This window comes from Streptomyces sp. ADI96-02 (genome assembly GCF_003846185.1).
Classification (GTDB): Bacteria; Actinomycetota; Actinomycetes; order Streptomycetales; family Streptomycetaceae; genus Streptomyces.
Genome location: NZ_ML123034.1, coordinates 752,890 through 770,281, shown reverse-complemented (window position 1 = coordinate 770,281; position 17,392 = coordinate 752,890). Strand labels below are relative to the sequence as shown.

15 protein-coding genes are annotated in these 17,392 nt (G+C 73.6%); 7 read left to right on the top strand and 8 right to left on the bottom strand.

Going from position 1 to position 17,392, the window contains the following annotated elements:
• Positions 1-39 precede the first annotated feature (39 nt).
• The gene (locus EES43_RS03320; protein WP_124271771.1) at positions 40-393 is read right to left on the bottom strand and encodes a hypothetical protein; all 354 of its coding nucleotides are present in this window, start codon (positions 391-393) and stop codon (positions 40-42) included.
• A 625-nt stretch (positions 394-1,018) separates the two neighbouring features.
• Between EES43_RS03320 and EES43_RS03315 the strand changes: the two genes are divergently transcribed.
• From EES43_RS03315 to EES43_RS03300, 4 genes are read left to right on the top strand one after another with little or no spacing between them, the layout of a single operon-like run.
• Positions 1,019-3,883: a sensor histidine kinase gene (locus EES43_RS03315; RefSeq protein WP_124267272.1), complete on the top strand. Its 2,865-nt coding sequence runs from the start codon at positions 1,019-1,021 to the stop codon at positions 3,881-3,883.
• Positions 3,880-4,338 (top strand): roadblock/LC7 domain-containing protein, encoded by a 459-nt coding sequence (locus tag EES43_RS03310; RefSeq protein WP_124267271.1) that lies wholly within the window; start codon positions 3,880-3,882, stop codon positions 4,336-4,338. Before EES43_RS03315 ends, EES43_RS03310 begins: the two co-directional genes overlap by 4 nt.
• 9 nt (positions 4,339-4,347) lie before the next feature.
• On the top strand, positions 4,348-4,785 hold the full coding sequence (locus EES43_RS03305; protein WP_124267270.1) for a DUF742 domain-containing protein: 438 nt from the start codon (positions 4,348-4,350) through the stop codon (positions 4,783-4,785).
• Positions 4,766-5,371, top strand: a complete 606-nt coding sequence (locus tag EES43_RS03300; protein ID WP_124267269.1) for a GTP-binding protein — start codon at positions 4,766-4,768, stop codon at positions 5,369-5,371. Before EES43_RS03305 ends, EES43_RS03300 begins: the two co-directional genes overlap by 20 nt.
• A 60-nt stretch (positions 5,372-5,431) precedes the next feature.
• On the opposite strand, the gene EES43_RS03295 is transcribed toward EES43_RS03300, so the two are convergent.
• From EES43_RS03295 to EES43_RS03280, 4 genes are all read right to left on the bottom strand, one after another.
• Complete coding sequence (locus EES43_RS03295; protein WP_124267268.1) at positions 5,432-6,622, bottom strand: lipid-transfer protein; 1,191 nt, start codon at positions 6,620-6,622, stop codon at positions 5,432-5,434.
• Positions 6,619-7,092: a Zn-ribbon domain-containing OB-fold protein gene (locus EES43_RS03290; RefSeq protein ID WP_124267267.1), complete on the bottom strand. Its 474-nt coding sequence runs from the start codon at positions 7,090-7,092 to the stop codon at positions 6,619-6,621. The genes EES43_RS03295 and EES43_RS03290 overlap by 4 nt, the downstream gene beginning before the upstream one ends.
• Positions 7,093-7,218: 126 nt before the next feature.
• Complete coding sequence (locus EES43_RS03285; RefSeq protein ID WP_124271770.1) at positions 7,219-7,566, bottom strand: Mpo1-like protein; 348 nt, start codon at positions 7,564-7,566, stop codon at positions 7,219-7,221.
• Positions 7,567-7,705: 139 nt separating this feature from the next.
• A complete protein-coding gene (locus tag EES43_RS03280) occupies positions 7,706-8,515 on the bottom strand; it encodes a M15 family metallopeptidase (RefSeq protein ID WP_124267266.1) in 810 nt (269 codons plus the stop codon).
• Positions 8,516-8,605: 90 nt separating this feature from the next.
• Between EES43_RS03280 and EES43_RS03275 the strand changes: the two genes are divergently transcribed.
• Positions 8,606-9,187, top strand: a complete 582-nt coding sequence (locus EES43_RS03275) for an NUDIX domain-containing protein (RefSeq protein ID WP_124267265.1) — start codon at positions 8,606-8,608, stop codon at positions 9,185-9,187.
• 58 nt (positions 9,188-9,245) lie between these two features.
• Here the strand turns inward: EES43_RS03275 and EES43_RS03270 are convergent, their stop codons facing one another.
• On the bottom strand, positions 9,246-11,624 hold the full coding sequence (locus EES43_RS03270; protein WP_124267264.1) for a glycoside hydrolase family 31 protein: 2,379 nt from the start codon (positions 11,622-11,624) through the stop codon (positions 9,246-9,248).
• Between the two features lie 215 nt (positions 11,625-11,839).
• Here EES43_RS03270 and EES43_RS03265 point away from each other — a divergent pair, with 215 nt between their 5' ends.
• Both EES43_RS03265 and EES43_RS03260 read left to right on the top strand, forming a co-directional pair.
• Positions 11,840-13,819 carry an acetoacetate--CoA ligase gene (locus EES43_RS03265; RefSeq protein WP_124267263.1) on the top strand — a complete coding sequence of 660 codons (1,980 nt, stop codon included), beginning with the start codon at positions 11,840-11,842 and terminating at the stop codon, positions 13,817-13,819.
• Between the two features lie 86 nt (positions 13,820-13,905).
• Positions 13,906-14,805, top strand: a complete 900-nt coding sequence (locus EES43_RS03260) for a hypothetical protein (RefSeq protein WP_124267262.1) — start codon at positions 13,906-13,908, stop codon at positions 14,803-14,805.
• A 90-nt stretch (positions 14,806-14,895) separates the two neighbouring features.
• Here the strand turns inward: EES43_RS03260 and ptsP are convergent, their stop codons facing one another.
• Together ptsP and EES43_RS03250 are read right to left on the bottom strand one after the other, a co-directional pair.
• On the bottom strand, positions 14,896-16,566 hold the full coding sequence (gene ptsP / locus EES43_RS03255) for a phosphoenolpyruvate--protein phosphotransferase (protein WP_124267261.1): 1,671 nt from the start codon (positions 16,564-16,566) through the stop codon (positions 14,896-14,898).
• 75 nt (positions 16,567-16,641) lie between these two features.
• A complete protein-coding gene (locus EES43_RS03250) occupies positions 16,642-17,091 on the bottom strand; it encodes a PTS sugar transporter subunit IIA (protein ID WP_124267260.1) in 450 nt (149 codons plus the stop codon).
• Between the last annotated feature and the right edge of the window lie 301 nt (positions 17,092-17,392).

Here is a 17,392-nt window from a genome sequence, read left to right as displayed (position 1 = left end):
CCGGGAAGGAGCCGAGGCGCTGGGACGGGGACGGCGCGCTCAGGCGCGCGAGAGGCCGTCGGCCTTCAGCCGGTCGCGTATGCCCCCGGCCGGGCCGTCCCGGTCGGCGGCGCGCGCCGCCTTCTGCGCCCTGCGCCGCTCGCGCCGCATCTGCCGCGCCGTGCTGCTCGGCACCGACACGACGCCGTTGCGCTGGTTCCACACCTGGCGGGTCACCCACACGTCCAGCACCGCCCAGGTGGCCACCACCGTGCTCGCCACACTGCTCAGCACCATCGGGAAGGCCAGCCAGGAGCCGGTCACCGTGCTCAGAAAGGCGATCATCGCCTGGATGATCGTCAGCGACGTGGCCAGGACGGCCCGCACCGCGGCCGTCCGCACCGCATCGGGCATGCGCCGCCTGGCCGCCGGCTCCTCCACCCACAACTGCCGCGGAATCCGCGCCCCGCCCGCGACGTCCGCCCCCGCGGCGCCGACCGGTGCTCCGGTGCTGCCGCGCTCCTGCGTGCTCAAGGACCTTCAACTCCCCACCACTGTCCGACTTCAGGGTGGCTGCCCGGCTTGCGCCGGTTCTACGCGGGCGGATGGAGTCCGCCGTACCGCGCACGCCCCCGCTCTGCGTCTACCCCGTACATATGGACGAACCACCGGCTCCGAAGATTCCCCGCGACCCTCCTCCAGGCCGCCGGCACGCCACCGAAGGAAGAATTCCGGCCAACTGGCGCGTGCCCGTATTCGGAGGTCCGGCGGAGATCCTCTGTCGCTTTCGCGAAATTGATCTCCGGCAATACCAGGACAACTCATGGTCAACAACGCTGCGCCGGGCCGAAAATCATCCGGACGCGTCGTCGAGTTGTCTCTGTGTCAGTAGTAGGCTCACGCCGTTTATTGACGCAGGACGGCCCCTCACCCGCCTTCGTCCGACACGCCAGGGTACGCACGGCGGGAATCGGGGCAGGGTCGAGGGACGACCGGGAGAAGTCCACCCCCGCGGTGCGGGGCCGATGTGGGGGAGGCCATGCGCTTTCGCGGGAGGTCCATCCGCAGGAAGATCGTGGCATTGCTGCTGGTGCCGCTCGTCTCGCTCACCGGTCTCTGGGTCCTGGCCACGTACGTCACCGGCCGCCAGGCCCACGACTTGATGAGCGTGGGCCCCGTCATGAGGAACATCGGCCATCCGCTGGAGGGCGCGGTCCAGGCGATCCAGGCGGAACGCCGCCAGACCCTGGTCTTCCTCGCCGATCCGCGGGCCTCCGACGCCCTGCCCCTTCTGCTCCGCCGGCGCGCCGCCACGGACCGGGTCGTCGCGGACGTCCGGGACAGCGCCCGCCGCCCGGACGTCCGCGAAGAGTTGGACGGAGCCGCTCGCACCCGCCTGGACGCCATCCTGAGCGCTGCCGACGGACTGGAGTCGCTGCGCGCCTCGGTCGAGAAGCGCACCATCAGCCGGGCCAAGGCCATGGACTTCTACAACGGCCTGATCGACCCCTCGCACCGCTTCCTCAACGGGCTCCGCACCACGGAGAACCTCACGGTGGACCAGCAGGTGCGGGCCCTGGTCGGCATCTCCCGGGCTCGCGAGATGCTCGCCCGCGAGGACGCGCTGGTCGCCTCGGGCCTCATCGCCGGGCGGTTCACCACCACCGAACTGCGCCGGATATCGGGCCTGGTGGCCCAGCGCGAGATGCTCTACGACCTGAGTCTCGAAAACCTCCCCGCCGGCGAACGCCGGCGCGTCGAACTCTTCTGGGACAGCCCGGCCGCCGAACCGCTGCGCACCGCCGAGAACGCCCTCATCGCCGCCGGCCCCGCGAACCGCCCCGGCCCCGTCGACGCGGAACGCTGGCAGGAGGCGGCCCCGCCCGTCCTGGACCGGCTGGCCGCCGACTACACCGAGATGGGCCACCGCTTCCACGACCGTGCCAAACCGGCCGGAATCCGGGTCCTGGTCCAGGCCGGGATCGCCGGAGTCCTCGGTTTCCTGGCCCTGATCGTCTCGATCTTCGTCTCCGTACGCATCGCCCGCCGGCTCGTACGCGACCTGTCCCGGCTCCGCAAGGACGCCCACGAGGTCTCCGGCGTCCGCCTCCCGAGCGTCATGCGCCGGCTGGCCGCGGGCGAGCAGATCGACGTCGAGACCGAGGCCCCGCACCTCAGCCACGGGCCCGACGAGATCGGGCAGGTCGGCCAGGCCCTCAACACCCTCCAGCGGGCCGCCGTCGAGGCCGCCGTCAAACAGGCCGACATGCGCCGCGGCGTCTCCGAGGTCTTCGTCAACCTCGCCCGCCGCAACCAGGTCCTGCTGCACCGCCAGCTCACCCTGCTGGACGCCATGGAGCGCCGCACCGAGAGCAGCGACGAGCTCGCCGACCTGTTCCGCCTGGACCACCTCACGACCCGCATGCGGCGGCACGCCGAAGGGCTCGTGATCCTCTCCGGAGCCGCCCCCTCCCGGCAGTGGCGCAAGCCGATCCAGCTGATGGACGTGGTCCGGGCCGCCGTCGCCGAGGTCGAGGACTACGAGCGCGTCGAGGTCCGCCGGCTGCCCCGCATCGGAGTGGGCGGCCCCGCCGTGGCCGACCTCACCCACCTGATCGCCGAACTCCTGGAGAACGCCACCGTCTTCTCGCCCCCGCACACCGCGGTCCAGGTGCACGGCGAACGCGTCTCCAACGGCTTCACCCTCGAAATCCACGACCGCGGCCTCGGCATGCCGGCGGACGTGCTGCTCGACGCCAACCTCCGGCTCTCCGAGACCCCCGACTTCGAACTCTCCGACACCGACCGGCTCGGCCTCTTCGTGGTCAGCCGCCTCGCCCAGCGGCAGAACGTCCGGGTCTCCCTCCAGAAATCGCCGTACGGAGGCACCACGGCCGTCGTGTTCATCCCCGCCGACCTGCTCACCGACGCCCCCGACACCCACGGCACCGGCTTCCGCCTCGACCGCCGCGCCGAGCGGGCGATCGGCTCCGGCCGCCGCGACGACGCCGACGGCTCCCGCCGCGACGGTCCGCGGGCGCCCGGAGACCGCCGGGCGGCCGGCCGGTCCGCCGTGCTCGCCCCGGTCCCCACCCAGCGCACGGGCTCGGGCGTCCTGGACGGCCCGGTCGAACTGGAGGCCCCCGTGGGAGGGCTGGACTTCCCCGGCGAACCGCTGGACCGCTCCCTGGACCCGGCCCTCGGCCCGGTGCTCGACGGCGTCCGCGACCTGGAGGACACCGAGAGCGGGCACGGCGGCATCTTCCGCGCCCGCGAACCGCGTCGCGCCGCCGACCGCGACCAGCACGCCCGCGACCACGGGGAGGGCCCCACCGCCGAGGTCCGTCCCATGCGCCCGGCCGGACCGGTGCCGCTGCCCCGCCGCAAGCCCCCGACACTCGTCACCGACGGGGGCCGCCGCGTCGGCCACCCGGACCGGGGCGGCGCGGCGGCCGAGCCGCGCGCCGCGACCGGACCGGTCGCCCACACCGGCGGCGACCGCACCGAGGGCACGGAGCGCGCCGAGGAGACCGCCGGCCCCGCCGCTGCCGGCGGCGCTTCCCACCCGCCGCCCACACCGCGCGAGCCCCGCCCCGCCGAGACGCCCCGCGAGGCCGCCTCCGCGCCGGACGGCCCGGCCGCGCCCGACACCGTGGGCGGCCTGCCCCGGCGGGTCCGGCAGGCCAGCCTCGCCCCCCAGCTCCGTGAGGACTCCGCAGACCGGACTCCGCACCGGGCGCCCGTGGACACGGCCGACGACTTCGACCGGGACGCGGACGACGTACGCAACCGCATGGCCTCACTCCAACGCGGCTGGCAGCGCGGTCGTCGGCAGAACGCCGAGGACGCGAACGGCCCCGGCGGAACAGCACCAGGAACCACTCCGGGAGGGGACGGTCGATGACCGCACCGAACGCCGCAGCACCCGACTCCGCACGCCAGGGCTCCGCACGCCACGGCTCGGGCGAACTGAACTGGCTGCTCGACGAACTCGTCCAGCGCGTCGCCAGCATCCGCAAGGCGCTGGTGCTCTCCAGCGACGGGCTCGCCACCGGCGCCTCGCAGGACCTGACCCGGGAGGACAGCGAGCATCTGGCCGCCGTCGCCTCCGGGTTCCACAGCCTCGCCAAGGGCGTGGGACGCCACTTCGACGCCGGCCGGGTCCGCCAGACCGTCGTCGAACTGGACGAGGCGTTCCTCTTCATCACCGCCGCCGGCGACGGCAGCTGCCTCGCCGTCCTGGCCGAATCCGACTCCGACGTGGGCCAGGTGGCGTACGAGATGACGTTGATGGTCAAGCGCGTGGGGGCCCACCTGGCCAACGCCCCGCGGACGACCGGTCTGCCCGCCGGGGGGTGAGGGTCCGGCATGAGCGCTGACTCCCCCCGGGGCGCGGACCCCGGATCCTCGCCCGGCCCCATCGATCCGCAGTCCTCGCGGTGGTACGACGCGGAGGCGGGGCCGGTGGTCCGCCCGTACGCCATGACCCGGGGGCGTACCAGCAGTGCCACCCGCCACCGGCTCGACCTGATCGCCCTTGTGGTGCCCGAACCGGCCGCGGACGATCCCGGCCGGGACCAGACGCTCGCGCCCGAACACGTCCGGATCGTAGAACTCTGCAGCGATACGCCCCAGTCCATCGCCGAGCTCGCCGCGGGCCTCGACCTCCCGGTCGGTGTGGTGCGGGTCCTGGTCGGCGACCTCGTCGAGGACGAACTGGTGCACGTGACCCGCCCCGTTCCGCCGGCCGAACTGCCGGACGTGAACATTCTTCGCGAGGTGATCAATGGCCTTCGGGCGCTCTAGCCGCACGAAGCGGCCCGTCGAGCCCGTTACGCTGAAAATCCTGGTGGCGGGCGGATTCGGCGTGGGCAAGACGACGATGGTCGCGGCGGTCAGCGAGATCCGGCCGCTGCGCACGGAGGAACGGCTGACCGAGGCGGGCCGCCCGGTGGACGACCTGGCCGGCGTCGAGGAGAAGACCACCACCACGGTGGCGATGGACTTCGGGCGGATCACGCTCCGCGAGGACCTGGTGCTCTACCTGTTCGGCACGCCGGGGCAGCACCGCTTCTGGTTCCTCTGGGACGAACTGGCCCAGGGCGCCCTGGGAGCCGTCGTCCTCGCCGACACCCGGCGGCTGGAGGACTGCTTCGCCGCGGTCGACTACTTCGAGCGCCGGTCGATCCCGTTCACGGTGGCCGTCAACTGCTTCGAAGGAGCCGACCGCTTCCCGTCCGAGACGGTGCGGGCCGCCCTCGACCTGGACCCCGAGGTGCCGGTGCTCCTGTGCGACGCGCGGGACTTCTCCTCCTCGCGCGACGTGCTGGTCGCGGTGGTCGAGCACGCCCTGGAGCGTGCGGCGCGCGCCCGCGCGCCCGTCGCCACCTGAGAGCCGACGCGTGCGGCCGGTACCCCCGCCGACACGGGTACCGGCCGCACGGTCCGGCGCTCAGCGCACCGCCACCACCGCCGAACCGTGCCCGAACAGCCCCTGGTTCGCGGCGATACCGACCCGCGCGCCCTCCACCTGCCGGTCCCCGGCCCGGGCGCGCAACTGCCACGTCAGCTCGCAGACCTGCGCGATGGCCTGCGCGGGCACGGCCTCCCCGAACGAGGCCAGTCCACCGCTCGCGTTGACGGGGACACGGCCGCCGAGCGTTGTCGCCCCCTCCCGCAGGAGCTTCGCGCCCTCACCCGGCCGACAGAGCCCGATGTCCTCGTACCACTCCAGCTCCAGGGCGGTGGACAGGTCGTACACCTCCGCCAGGGACAGGTCCTCCGGCCCCACGCCGGCCTCCTCGTAGGCGGCACGGGCGATGGAGGCGCGGAAGGACTCCGCCGGCGGGTCCACGGCGACCGCCGAGTCGGTGCCGATGTCCGGCAGGTCCAGCACCGTCCGGGGGAAGGTCGGCGTCACGGTGGAGACCGCCCTGATGCGGACCGGATCGGCCGCTCCGGACCGGCGGGCGAAGTCCATGCTGGACAGCACCAGCGCCGCCGCGCCGTCGGAGGTGGCGCAGATGTCCAGCAGCCGGAGGGGATCGGCGACCATCGCGGACGCCGCCACCTCGGCCGCCGTCACCGGCTTCCGGTAGCGGGCGTGGGCGTTGAGCGCGCCCATCGCCGCGTTCTTCACCTTGACGAGCGCGAAGTCCTCCGGACAGTCGCCGTACAGCGCCATACGGCGACGCGCGAACAGCCCGAAGTACGCCGGGTTCGTCGCCCCGAGCAGCCGGAAGCGCAGCCAGTCGGGGTCGTCCGGCCGCTCCCCGCCCGCCGGGGCGAAGAACCCCTTGGGCGCGGCGTCGGCCCCCACCACGAGGACCACGTCCGCCAGCCCCGCCAGGATCTGGGCCCGCGCCGCGCCGATCGCCTGCGCCCCCGAGGCGCACGCGGCGTACACGGACGTCACCGTGGCGCCCTGCCATCCCAGCGCCCGTGCGAACGTCGCCCCGGCCACGTACCCGGGATAGCCGCCGCGGACCGTCTGCGCCCCGACCACCGAGCGCACCCGGGGCCAGCCGACGCCCGCGTCCGCGAGAGCGGCCTCGGCCGCCGCCCGGCCGTACTCCACGAAGCTCCGGCCCCACTTGCCCCAGGGGTGCATGCCGGCCCCGAGCACCGCCACGTCGCCGTTCATGGCGCACCCGGCCCCTCGGCGCGCGCGACGGGCCGCCAGTGCCACGTCGCGCACCCGCCGTCCGCCGCCGCGCAGCCGGCCGGCTCGCCGGGCACGACCTCCACCGTCGAGCCCACGGGCACATCGGCCACGCCCACCCCGGGCGCGGCCTGCCCCAGCACCACCATCCGCTCGGCGGCCAGCTCGACGGCGACCAGGGTGAACGGCGTCCACGGGACGCCGGGGTCGGAGGCGTACGGGGGCGGGGGCCGGTAGCGGGAGTCGGTGCACGACCAGACCGTGCCGTGCTTCGACAGCGGCACCTCCTCCAGCTCACCACCCGGGCAGCCGGGGTTCCGGCAGCGGCCGTCCTCGCGGGGGAAGTGGACCGACCGGCAGGCCGAACAGCGGGTGCCCAGCAGCCGGAAGTCCTCCTCGGAGACGTCCTCGGTGAACCATCCGGCCACCACGGGTGTGCGTGTGCGCGACAAAGCCCCTCCCCGGCAACAGAGCTGACGGAACGTCAGAAGTGTGCCACGGGGAACCGCGCCCGGCGAGAGGCGCGGCTCGCCCACCCCGGCGCGAAAATCCTCCGCCGAACGCCTCGACGGGCCGGCTCAGCGGCGCTCGGCCAGCCACTTCGCAGCGGTCTCCGCCAGCTCCGCGTCGCGCCCGGCGAGCATCATCCCGATCATCTGCGCGTCGCCCCGCAGCGACCAAGCCGGATGCCCGAACGTGGCCGGGTTGTTCTTCTCGATCAGGAAGTGCGCGGGCCAGGCCGTCCCGTACCCGATCAGCGGCAGAGCGGCCAGATACCGCGCGCGCCCCCGCGCCAGCCCGTACGCGGCGATCGAGAGCCCGGTCAGCGTGCCCGTCAGATGGACCCAGCGGGTGGCGGCACGCGAGTGCATCGCCACGTAGTACGGCCAGAATTCCTCGTACGAATCGAACGTCTGCTGTGACATACGGGCACCGTAACCGCCCGAAGCGCAACCGGACACGCCTCTTTCGCGTCCGAGACGAAGAACGGGCTGCCGGAGCCCACGGGGGTGGTCCCGGTTGCCCGTTCGCCGAACGGCCCTCGTCCCTGCGGTCCTTTCCCGGCTACCGGGCGCCGCTCAGCGAGCGTTCGGAGACCGGGAAGTCGAAGTAGGTGTCCGGGAACGTCTCCGGTGTGAACGTGAAGTGCCACCATTCCTCGGGCAGGTTGACGAAACCGAGATCGCCCAGCGTCCGCTTCAGGAACTGCCGGTTGGCGCGCTGAACGCCCCCGATCCGCGGGTCGTCCGTATGGGACAGGGCGTCGAAGCAGTCGTAACCGGTCCCCATGTCCACCGAGTTGTCCGGGAACCGCTTGTCCTGCGGCGCGAAGCAGGGGACCAGCCGCTCGCCGGGCCGGTACGGCCGGGTCGGCGCGGCCGGGAGTCGCACCAGGGTGAGATCGACCGTGCTGCCGCGGCTGTGCCCGGACTTCTCCGCGATGTACCCGTCCGGGATCAGGCGGGACTTGTCGACCCGCGGATAGAACTCCGCCTTCATCGACTGGTCGTCCGGATCCCGCGCCCAGCGGACGAACTGGTCCACCGCCCGCTGCGGCCGGTAGCAGTCGTACACCTTCAGCGAGTACCCCCGGCGCAGCAGCCGCTCCTGCGCCCGGTGCAGCGCACGGGCCGCGGGCCGGGTCAGGACGCACAGGGGCTGCCGGTAGCCGTCCACCCGCTCACCGAGGAAGTTGTGCGCCGTGGCGTAGCGCATGTCCTGGAGGATCGTCGGATCCACCGAGCGCAGCGAGACGAACTCCTCGGGCGCCTTCGGCCCCTCCTGCGCCCCGGCCGCGGGCGGGACGGCGGTCACGGCGAACAGGGCGGCGGCAGCGGTGGCGAGGGCACGGGGAGCGGTACGCGTTCCTGTCATGCCGACATCGTCCACCACCTCGGCGGCGCGGGCGAGAGGACGGGGAGGACGGGGAGGACGGCGAAAGGACGGGTCGGATACAGTCCGCCCGTGTCCGAGACCAGCCGGAGCCCCGCCTCCGGCCCGCAGCCGCCCCGGTACGCCGGGGACAGCCACTGCGCCGCCTGCGGCGCCCCGTACACCGGCCTCCCGGCCGCCGACGCCTGGCCCCGCACCTGCGCACGCTGCGGAACCACCGCGTACCGCAACCCGCTCCCCGTGGCCGTCGCCCTGCTCCCCGTCACCGGAACGGACGGCACCGGAACGGACGGCACCGGCCTGGTCGCCATCACCCGCACCATCGAGCCGCGGAAGGGCGGCACCGCCCTGCCGGGCGGCTTCATCGACCACGCCGAGGACTGGCGCCGGGCCGTCGTACGGGAACTGCGCGAGGAGACCGGGATCGAGGCCGACGCCCAGGACGTGCGCCTGGCCGACGTCCTCAGCGCCCCCGACGGACACCTCCTGGTCTTCGGCCTGCTGCCGCCACGCCCGAGGTCGAGCCTCCCACCCCCGGCCCCCACCGACGAGACCTCCGGATACGAGATCCTGCCCGGCCCGCGCGAGCTCGCCTTTCCGCTGCACACCCGGGCCGTGGCCGCCTGGTTCGCCGGCCGCTACGACGACCGCTGACGCCACCGGGCCGCGCCGGTCGCGGGGGAGAGCCCGCCGACCCGGTCCCCGCCACCGCTCACCCCTCCGGCGCGGGCGGCGAAACGCCCTCCAGCCCCCGCACCCGTACCGGCAGGTCCACCTCCGCACCGCCCTCCCGCTCCACCACCACACGCGAGCCCTCCCGGCGCGAGGTGTACCGCTCCACCTCCGCCCGCTCCCATCCGTCGCCCGCGTCCCGCACCACCAGCCCGCCCCCGGCGCGCCCCGGCGCGGGCGCCCACACCTCCAGCCGGAGCCCGCCGTCCGCGCCGAGCACCGGGACCACCGCCCCGGCCCGCGCCAGCACCGGAATCCGCGACGGCGGCGCGTCGAGCACCACCTGCCCCGGCCCCTCGTACGCCCGCCCGGTCGCCGTGTCGTACCACCGCCCCCGGGGCAGCCGCACCGCCCGCCGCACCGCCCCGCGCTCCAGCACCGGAGCCACCAGCAGGGCGTCGCCCAGCAGGAAGGCGTCCTCGCAGTCCCGCAGCGCCCGGTCGCCCGGAGCCCCCCACCACAACGGCCGCGCGTACGGAGCCCCCGACAGCCGCGCCAGATGCGACAGCGTCACGAAGTACGGGCGCAGCCGCTCCCGCTCCACCAGCGCGGCCCGCGCGTGCTCCAGCACCTCGGCCCCGAACTCCCACGGCTCCCGCCGCCCCGCGCCGATCGCCGCATGCGTCCGGAATAACGGCAGATACGCACCCAGCTGGAACCACCGCAGATACAGCTCCGGCGACGGGAACCCGTCGAACCCGCCCACGTCCGGACCCGAGTACGGCACCCCGCACAGCCCCAGCCCCAGCACCAGCGACAACGAGGCCCGCAGCCCCGGCCACCCCGTCGACACATCACCGGACCAGGTGCCCCCGTACCGCTGCAGCCCCGCCCAGCCCGACCGCGAGAACAGGAACGGCCGCTCCCCGGGACGCAGCCGGAGCAGCCCCTCGTACCCGGCGCGCGCCATCGCGAGCCCGTAGACGTTGTGCGCCTCCCGGTGGTCCCCGCCCGCCCCCTCCAGGCGGTGCCGGGCCGAACGCGGCAGCGAGGGATCGCCGAAGGCGGCGAACGAGACGGGCTCGTTCATGTCGTGCCAGACACCCGAGAAGCCCTGCGCAAGCCGCTCCGCGTACAGAGATCCCCACCAATCCCGCACAAGCGGATCGGTGAAGTCCGGGTAGACGCAGGCCCCCGGCCACACCTCGCCCACCACCACCCGGCCCGTCGCGTCCCGCACGAACGCCCCGCGCTCCCCGACCGCCGCACCCCCGTCGAACACCGCGCCGCCCGGCCGGGCCTTCACCGCCGGGTCCACGATCGACACCAGCCGCACCCCCTCCCCGCGCAGCTCCTCCGCCAGCGCGGGCAGCGCCGGAAACCGCTCCCGGTCCACCGTGAACACCTGATGCGCGTCGTAGTGGTCGATGTCCAGATGCAGCACCGACAGCGCGAGCCCCCGCTCCCGGTACCCGGCCACCACCCGCCGCACCTCCCGCTCGCCGCCGAACCCCCACCGGGCGTGCTGCGGACCCAGCGCCCAGGACGGCGGCAGCGCCGGAGCGCCGGTCAGCGCCGTCCACCCCTGGAGCACCCGGGCAGGCGTCCCGGTCACCACCCAGCAGCGCAGCGGACCGCCCTCCATCCGCACCTCACTGGTCCCCGGCCGGTCGTGCCCCGACCCGGCGCCCTCCTCGCCCTCGTGCAGCACCACCCGGCCCGCCCAGGTGTTGTCGTGGAACGCCAGATGCGTCCCCGCGTCCGACACCACCACCTGCACCGGCATCGTCAGATACAGCGGATCGTCCTGCGGGCCGAAGCGCCCGCCCGGATCGGTGTTCCACAGCCCGTACACCCCGTCCCGCAACCGGGGCCCCGACGCCCGCCCGCCCAGCCCGAAGAACCGCGCGTCCGCCGGCACCTCCGAGCGCTGCACCCAGCGCACCGCGCCCCCGCCCACCGGCTCCCACCAGCGCGGCGGCAGCTCCCGCCTCAGCAGCACCCCGCCCGGCGTCCGCAGCTCCACCGCCCCCTCGCGCGACACCACCACCGTCAGCCGCTCCGACACGACCTGCCAGCCGCCGTCCTTGTCCGGCTCCAGCACCGCCCGCGGATCCGGCGCCGGAGCCTCGCCCGCCAGGGCGTACGACGGAAGGGGACCCGCCCCGTCCCACGCCCAGAACACCGCGCCGCCCACCGCCACCCGGATCCGCAGCTCCGAACGGGCGAACCGCACCACGCCCCCGCCCGGCCCCGGCTTCGCACCCGTCAGCGGACCCGGCGTCCGGGCCCGCTCCGCACCCCGCGGCGGCAGCGCCCGCGCGTCGGCGGACCGCCGCCGCCACGCCGAGCGCAGCGTGCGCAGCCCGCGCACCGAACCGACCAACCCCACCCGACGCACCAGGCCACGACCGTCCATGGCGCACACCCTGCCACCCGGCCGAGCCGCAGAACGCCCCGTTCAACTCCCGTTCACCCGGGCCGGCGCGGCCCACCGCCGCCCGTCCGCCCCGGGCCCACCCTGGTGCCGCGGACGATCACATGGCATCGTCCCTGTCAGCCGCTCACGCGCACACCCCAGCCCGTGCGCGCGACACGCCCACCCGCGTACCCGTACAGCCAGGGAGCAGCCCCATGACCTCACCCGTGCACGACGCCCCCCTCTGGCAGCCCGGCCCCGACCGCGTCGCGACCGCCGCCGTCACCCGCTTCCAGAGCTGGGCCGCGCAACGGTACGGAGCCCCTGCCGAGGGCGGCTACCCGGCACTGCACCGCTGGTCGGTCGACGAGCTGGACACCTTCTGGAGAGCCGTCGCCGACTGGTTCGACGTCCGCTTCTCCACCCCGTACGAGAGCGCCCTGGCCACCCGCGCGATGCCCGGCGCCACCTGGTTCCCCGGCGCCACGCTGAACTACGCAGAACACGCCCTGCGCACCGCCGAGGACCCCGCCCGCGCGGAGACGTCGGCCCTGCTCCACGTCGACGAGACCCACACCCAGGTCCCCGTCAGCTGGTCCGGGCTCCGCCGCCAGGTCGGCTCCCTGGCCGCCGAACTCCGCGCGCTGGGCGTCCGGCCCGGCGACCGGGTCAGCGGCTACCTCCCCAACGTCCCGCAGGCCGTCGTCGCCTTCCTCGCCACCGCCGCCGTCGGAGGCGTCTGGACCTCGTGCGCCCCCGACTTCGGCGCCCGCAGCGTCCTCGACCGCTTCCAGCAGATCGAACCCGTCGTGCTGTTCGCCGTCGACGGCTACCGCTACGGCGGCAAGGAACACGACCGCACCGCCACCGTCGCCGAACTCCGCGCCGAACTCCCCACCCTGCGGGCCGTCGTCCACATCCCGCTGCTCGGCACCGACGCACCCGAGGGCGCGCTCTCCTGGGCCGCCCTCACCTCCACCGACACCGAACCGGTCTTCGAACAGGTCCCCTTCGACCACCCGCTCTGGGTCCTCTACTCCTCCGGCACCACCGGCCTGCCCAAGGCCATCGTCCAGTCCCAGGGCGGCATCCTGCTGGAACACTTCAAGCAGATCGGCCTCCACTGCGACCTCGGACCCGAGGACCGCTTCTTCTGGTACACCTCCACCGGCTGGATGATGTGGAACTTCCTCGTCTCCGGCCTCCTCACCGGCACCACCGTCGTCCTGTACGACGGCAGCCCCGGCCACCCCGACGTCAGCGCCCAGTGGCGGGTCGCCGAACAGACCGGAGCCACCTTCTTCGGCACCTCCGCCGCGTACGTCATGGCCTGCCGCAAGGCGGACGTCCACCCCGGCCGCGACTTCGACCTCTCCCGCGTCCAGTGCGTCGCCACCACCGGCTCCCCGCTCCCGCCCGACGGCTTCCGCTGGCTCCACGACGAAGTCGCCGACGACCTCTGGATCGCCTCCGTCAGCGGCGGCACCGACGTCTGCAGCTGCTTCGCCGGAGCAGTCCCCACCCTGCCCGTCCACATCGGCGAGCTCCAGGCCGCCTGCCTGGGCACCGACCTCCAGTCCTGGGACCCGGCCGGCCGGCCGCTCATCGACGAGGTCGGCGAACTCGTCGTCACCGCGCCGATGCCCTCCATGCCGATCCGCTTCTGGAACGACCCCGACGGCCGCCGCTACCACGACAGCTACTTCGACACCTACCCGGGCGTCTGGCGCCACGGCGACTGGATCACCGTCACCGACCGCGGCTCCGTCGTCATCCACGGCCGCTCCGACTCCACCCTCAACCGGCAGGGCGTCCGGATGGGGTCGGCAGACATCTACGAAGCCGTCGAACGGCTCCCCGAGATCCGCGAATCGCTCGTCATCGGCATCGAGGAACCCGACGGCGGCTACTGGATGCCCCTCTTCGTGCACCTCGCCGACGGAGCCGCCCTCGACGACGGCCTCCGTTCGGCCATCAAACGCACCATCCGCGAGAACCTCTCCCCGCGCCATGTGCCGGACGAGGTCATCGAGGTGCCCGCCATCCCGCACACCCTCACCGGCAAACGCCTCGAAGTACCCGTCAAACGGCTCCTCCAGGGGACCGACCCGGCCAAGGCGGTCAACCCGGGCTCCGTCGACAACCTCGCCCTGCTCCCCTTCTACGTCGAACTGGCCCGCAGCCGCCGCGGCTGAGGTCCGCCCGACGCCGGGCACGGAGCCGTTGTCAGTCCCCCTGATTACTCTGAGTGAGCAAGAGTTCGACGCGCACAGGGGGACACATGGCGCACACCGGCCACACCAGGAACACCGTCAGCATGCGACGCGCCCTGCGCCGCGAAGCTCCCAGCACCATCGGCCTGCTGGCCGACGAGCAGGACTTCGCGGCCATGCGCCGCTACCGCACCTTCACCTTCGACGACCACGCCGTCTACCTCCAGCAGGTCGAGAGCCTGCTCAAGACCCTCGCCGCCCAGGGCATGCACACCACCCTCGCCCTCTTCGACCCCGACGACTACGCCGAGTTCTGCGCCGAGACCGGACTCGACGCCGACGCGGGAGCCAGCCGCAGCCGCTTCACCGCGGAGATCGCCGCCGCCGGGGCCACCGTCGCCTACACCGGACAGCCGCTGAGCGAGCTCATCCCGCTCCTGGTCTCCCGCGCGGTCCGCCAGGCCACCTGGGAGTACGCCACACTCCTCCTCGCCGACCTCGGCCCCTGCGCCGACTGCGGCCAGGACATCGGACGCGCTGCCTTCGACCGGGCATCCCACCTCCTCACCCGGCTGCTGGAGACGGCCGGGCCGGGCACCCACCACCTGGTCTGCAGCACCCCGACGGAGAAGGACCAGCTCCTGGCCGTCCTCCATACCCACCGCGACGGCAGCGGGCCGGCGCGACTGGACACCTCCGAAGGAGCGGAGTTCGCCACCGTGCTCGCGGTGGCCGTCGCCCTGGAATCACGCGGAGGCGTCGTCCTGCGCACCACCGCGCCCGACACCCCCGACCGCGTCCACGGCTGGCGCCTCGCCCACGGGGCCCTCTCCCCGCTCACCGCCGGCGAGGTCTTCAACGCCTACTGCACCGACGCCGAGACCGGAGAGCCCGTCTCCCCGGAATCCGGCGTCGAGTACTGCGCGGGATTCGACATCGGAGCCGACGAGGCACAGCGGCACCACTGACGGCCCCCGAACGACCGGGACCGCCCGCACACCGCGGGAGGGGCCTCCCGCCCCAGCGGAAAGCCCCTCCTGCTCCACTCCACACCGGACCTACTCGCCCGACAGCACCGCCTGGGCGGCTTTGCGCGCCTCCTCGGCGGAATCCGCCGAGCGGGCGGCGTTGGCCGCACGCTCGCACTGCGCCAGCGTGTACTTGGCCAGCGCCGCCCGCACATACGGAATGGACGCGGCGCCCATGGACAGGGAGGTGACACCCAGCCCGGTCAGCACACAGGCCAGCAGCGGATCCGAGGCCGCCTCGCCGCAGACGCCGCAGCTCTTGCCCTCGGCCCTGGCCCCCTCGGCGGACAGCGCCACCAGGTCCAGCAGCGCCGGCTGCCACGGGTCCTGGAGCCGCGACACCGCGCCCACCTGGCGGTCGGCGGCGAAGGTGTACTGCGCCAGGTCATTGGTGCCCAGCGACAGGAACTCCACCTCCTGCAGGATCGACCGGGCCCGCAGGGCGGCGGACGGAATCTCCACCATCGCGCCGAACTTCGCCCGCAGCCCGGCCTCCCGGCACGCGTCCGCGAACGCCCTGGCATCGGCGCGGTCGGCCACCATCGGGGCCATGACCTCCAGATACACCGGCAGCCCTTCGGCGGCCTTCGCCAGCGCGGTCAGCTGGGTCCGCAGCACCTCGGGGTGGTCGAGCAGACTCCGCAGCCCCCGCACGCCCAGCGCCGGGTTCGGCTCGTCCGCCGGGGTCAGGAAGTCCAGCGGCTTGTCCGCACCGGCGTCCAACACCCGCACGACCACCCGGCCCTCGGGAAACGCCTCCAGCACAGCACGGTAGGCGGTGACCTGCTTCTCCTCCGACGGAGCCTGCTCGCTGTCGTCGAGGAAGAGGAACTCCGTGCGGAACAGCCCGACGCCCTCGGCGCCCGCCTCGACGGCAGCGGGCACATCGCCCGGACCGCCGACGTTGGCGAGCAGCGGCACCTTGTGGCCGTCCGACGTCGCGCCCGGCCCGGTCGAGGCGGACAGCGCGGCCCTGCGAGCAGCCGCCGCACTCTCCAGCTCCGCACGCTTCTCGGCACTCGGGTCCACGAAGATCTCGCCCGTACTGCCGTCCACCGCGACGACCGTGCCCTCGGCCAGTTCACCCGCGCCGGGGAGCGCCACCACCGCCGGAACGCCGAGAGCCCGCGCCAGGATCGCGCTGTGGCTGGTCGGCCCGCCCTCCTCGGTGACGAAACCGAGCACCAACGTCGGGTCGAGCAGCGCCGTGTCGGCCGGCGCGAGATCCCGCGCGATCAGTACGTACGGCTCGTCGCTGTCCGGCACACCGGGCATCGGCACACCGAGCAGCCGCGCCACGATCCGGTTCCGTACGTCGTCGAGGTCGGCGACCCGCCCGGCCAGGTACTCGCCGGCGCCCGCCAGCAGCGCCCGGTACGCGGCGAACGCGTCGTACACGGCACGCTCGGCCGTGCTGCCCACAGCGATGCGCCGCTCCACGTCGGACATCAGCTCGGGATCCTGGGCCATCATGGCCTGCGCCTCCAGCACGTGCTGGGCCTCGCCGCCGGCCAGGTTCCCGCGTGCGACGAGATCGGCGGCGACCGCGTCCACGGCCTGCCGGGCGCGCCCCTGTTCGCGACCGGCCTCCTCGGCGGGAATCTGTTTGGCGGGCGGCTCCAGCACCGCCGTGCCCATGTGCCGAACCTCGCCGATGGCCACACCGTGGCTCACGCCGACGCCTCGCAGCGTTGTCTCCATTTCACCCGTCTCCGGTTGTGCGGTGAGCGTGCCACCGCGGTGGTCGTGCACCTTGCCGTTACCGCGCCCGCGGGGTCACTGCCAGTCGAAGAGCGTGTCGCCGGTCTTCACGTCGCCCGTCTCCATGACGTCGGAGAGCGAGTCCGGCGTGGCTTCCAGGGCCACGACGGGGCAGATCGGCGACTTGCCGGCGGCTTCGACGCCGGCCGGGTCCCAGCGCACGATGCTCTGGCCCCGGGTCACCGTGTCCCCCTTGTTGACGAGCAGCTCGAAGCCCTCGCCGTTGAGCTGGACGGTGTCGATGCCGAGGTGCGTCAGGACCCCGTGGCCCTGGTCGTCGACGACGACGAACGCGTGGGGGTGGAGGGAGACGACGATGCCGTCGATCGGGGAGACGGCCTCGGAGGACTCGCGCACGGGGTCGATGGCGGTGCCGGGACCGACCATGGCCCCGGAGAAGACCGGGTCGGGAACCGCGGTGAGTCCGATGGCACGTCCGGCAAGAGGGGACGTCACGTTGGTCATGGGGAGCCTCCCAGGGGGTGGAGATTCGGGTGTCGCCGTCACGGCTGATGGGGGGACGGCGTACTGCTCAGCAGCGTAAGTCATACGAAGTCCCGGTTCCGCCCGAGACCTACCGGTTGGCGGACCTAGAGGTGCACCGGAAACGATTTGCCTCTGAGCGTCGGCGGCCTGTACTGTCGTACTCCTGCCTGACCCCAACACGGCATTGAGTCGGGGGTCGGCGGCGACTTTCAAAACCTGATCCTAACCTCGACCCTCTTTCGGCATGCCCGCAGGACGTGGTCAGGGAAAGAGAATAAGG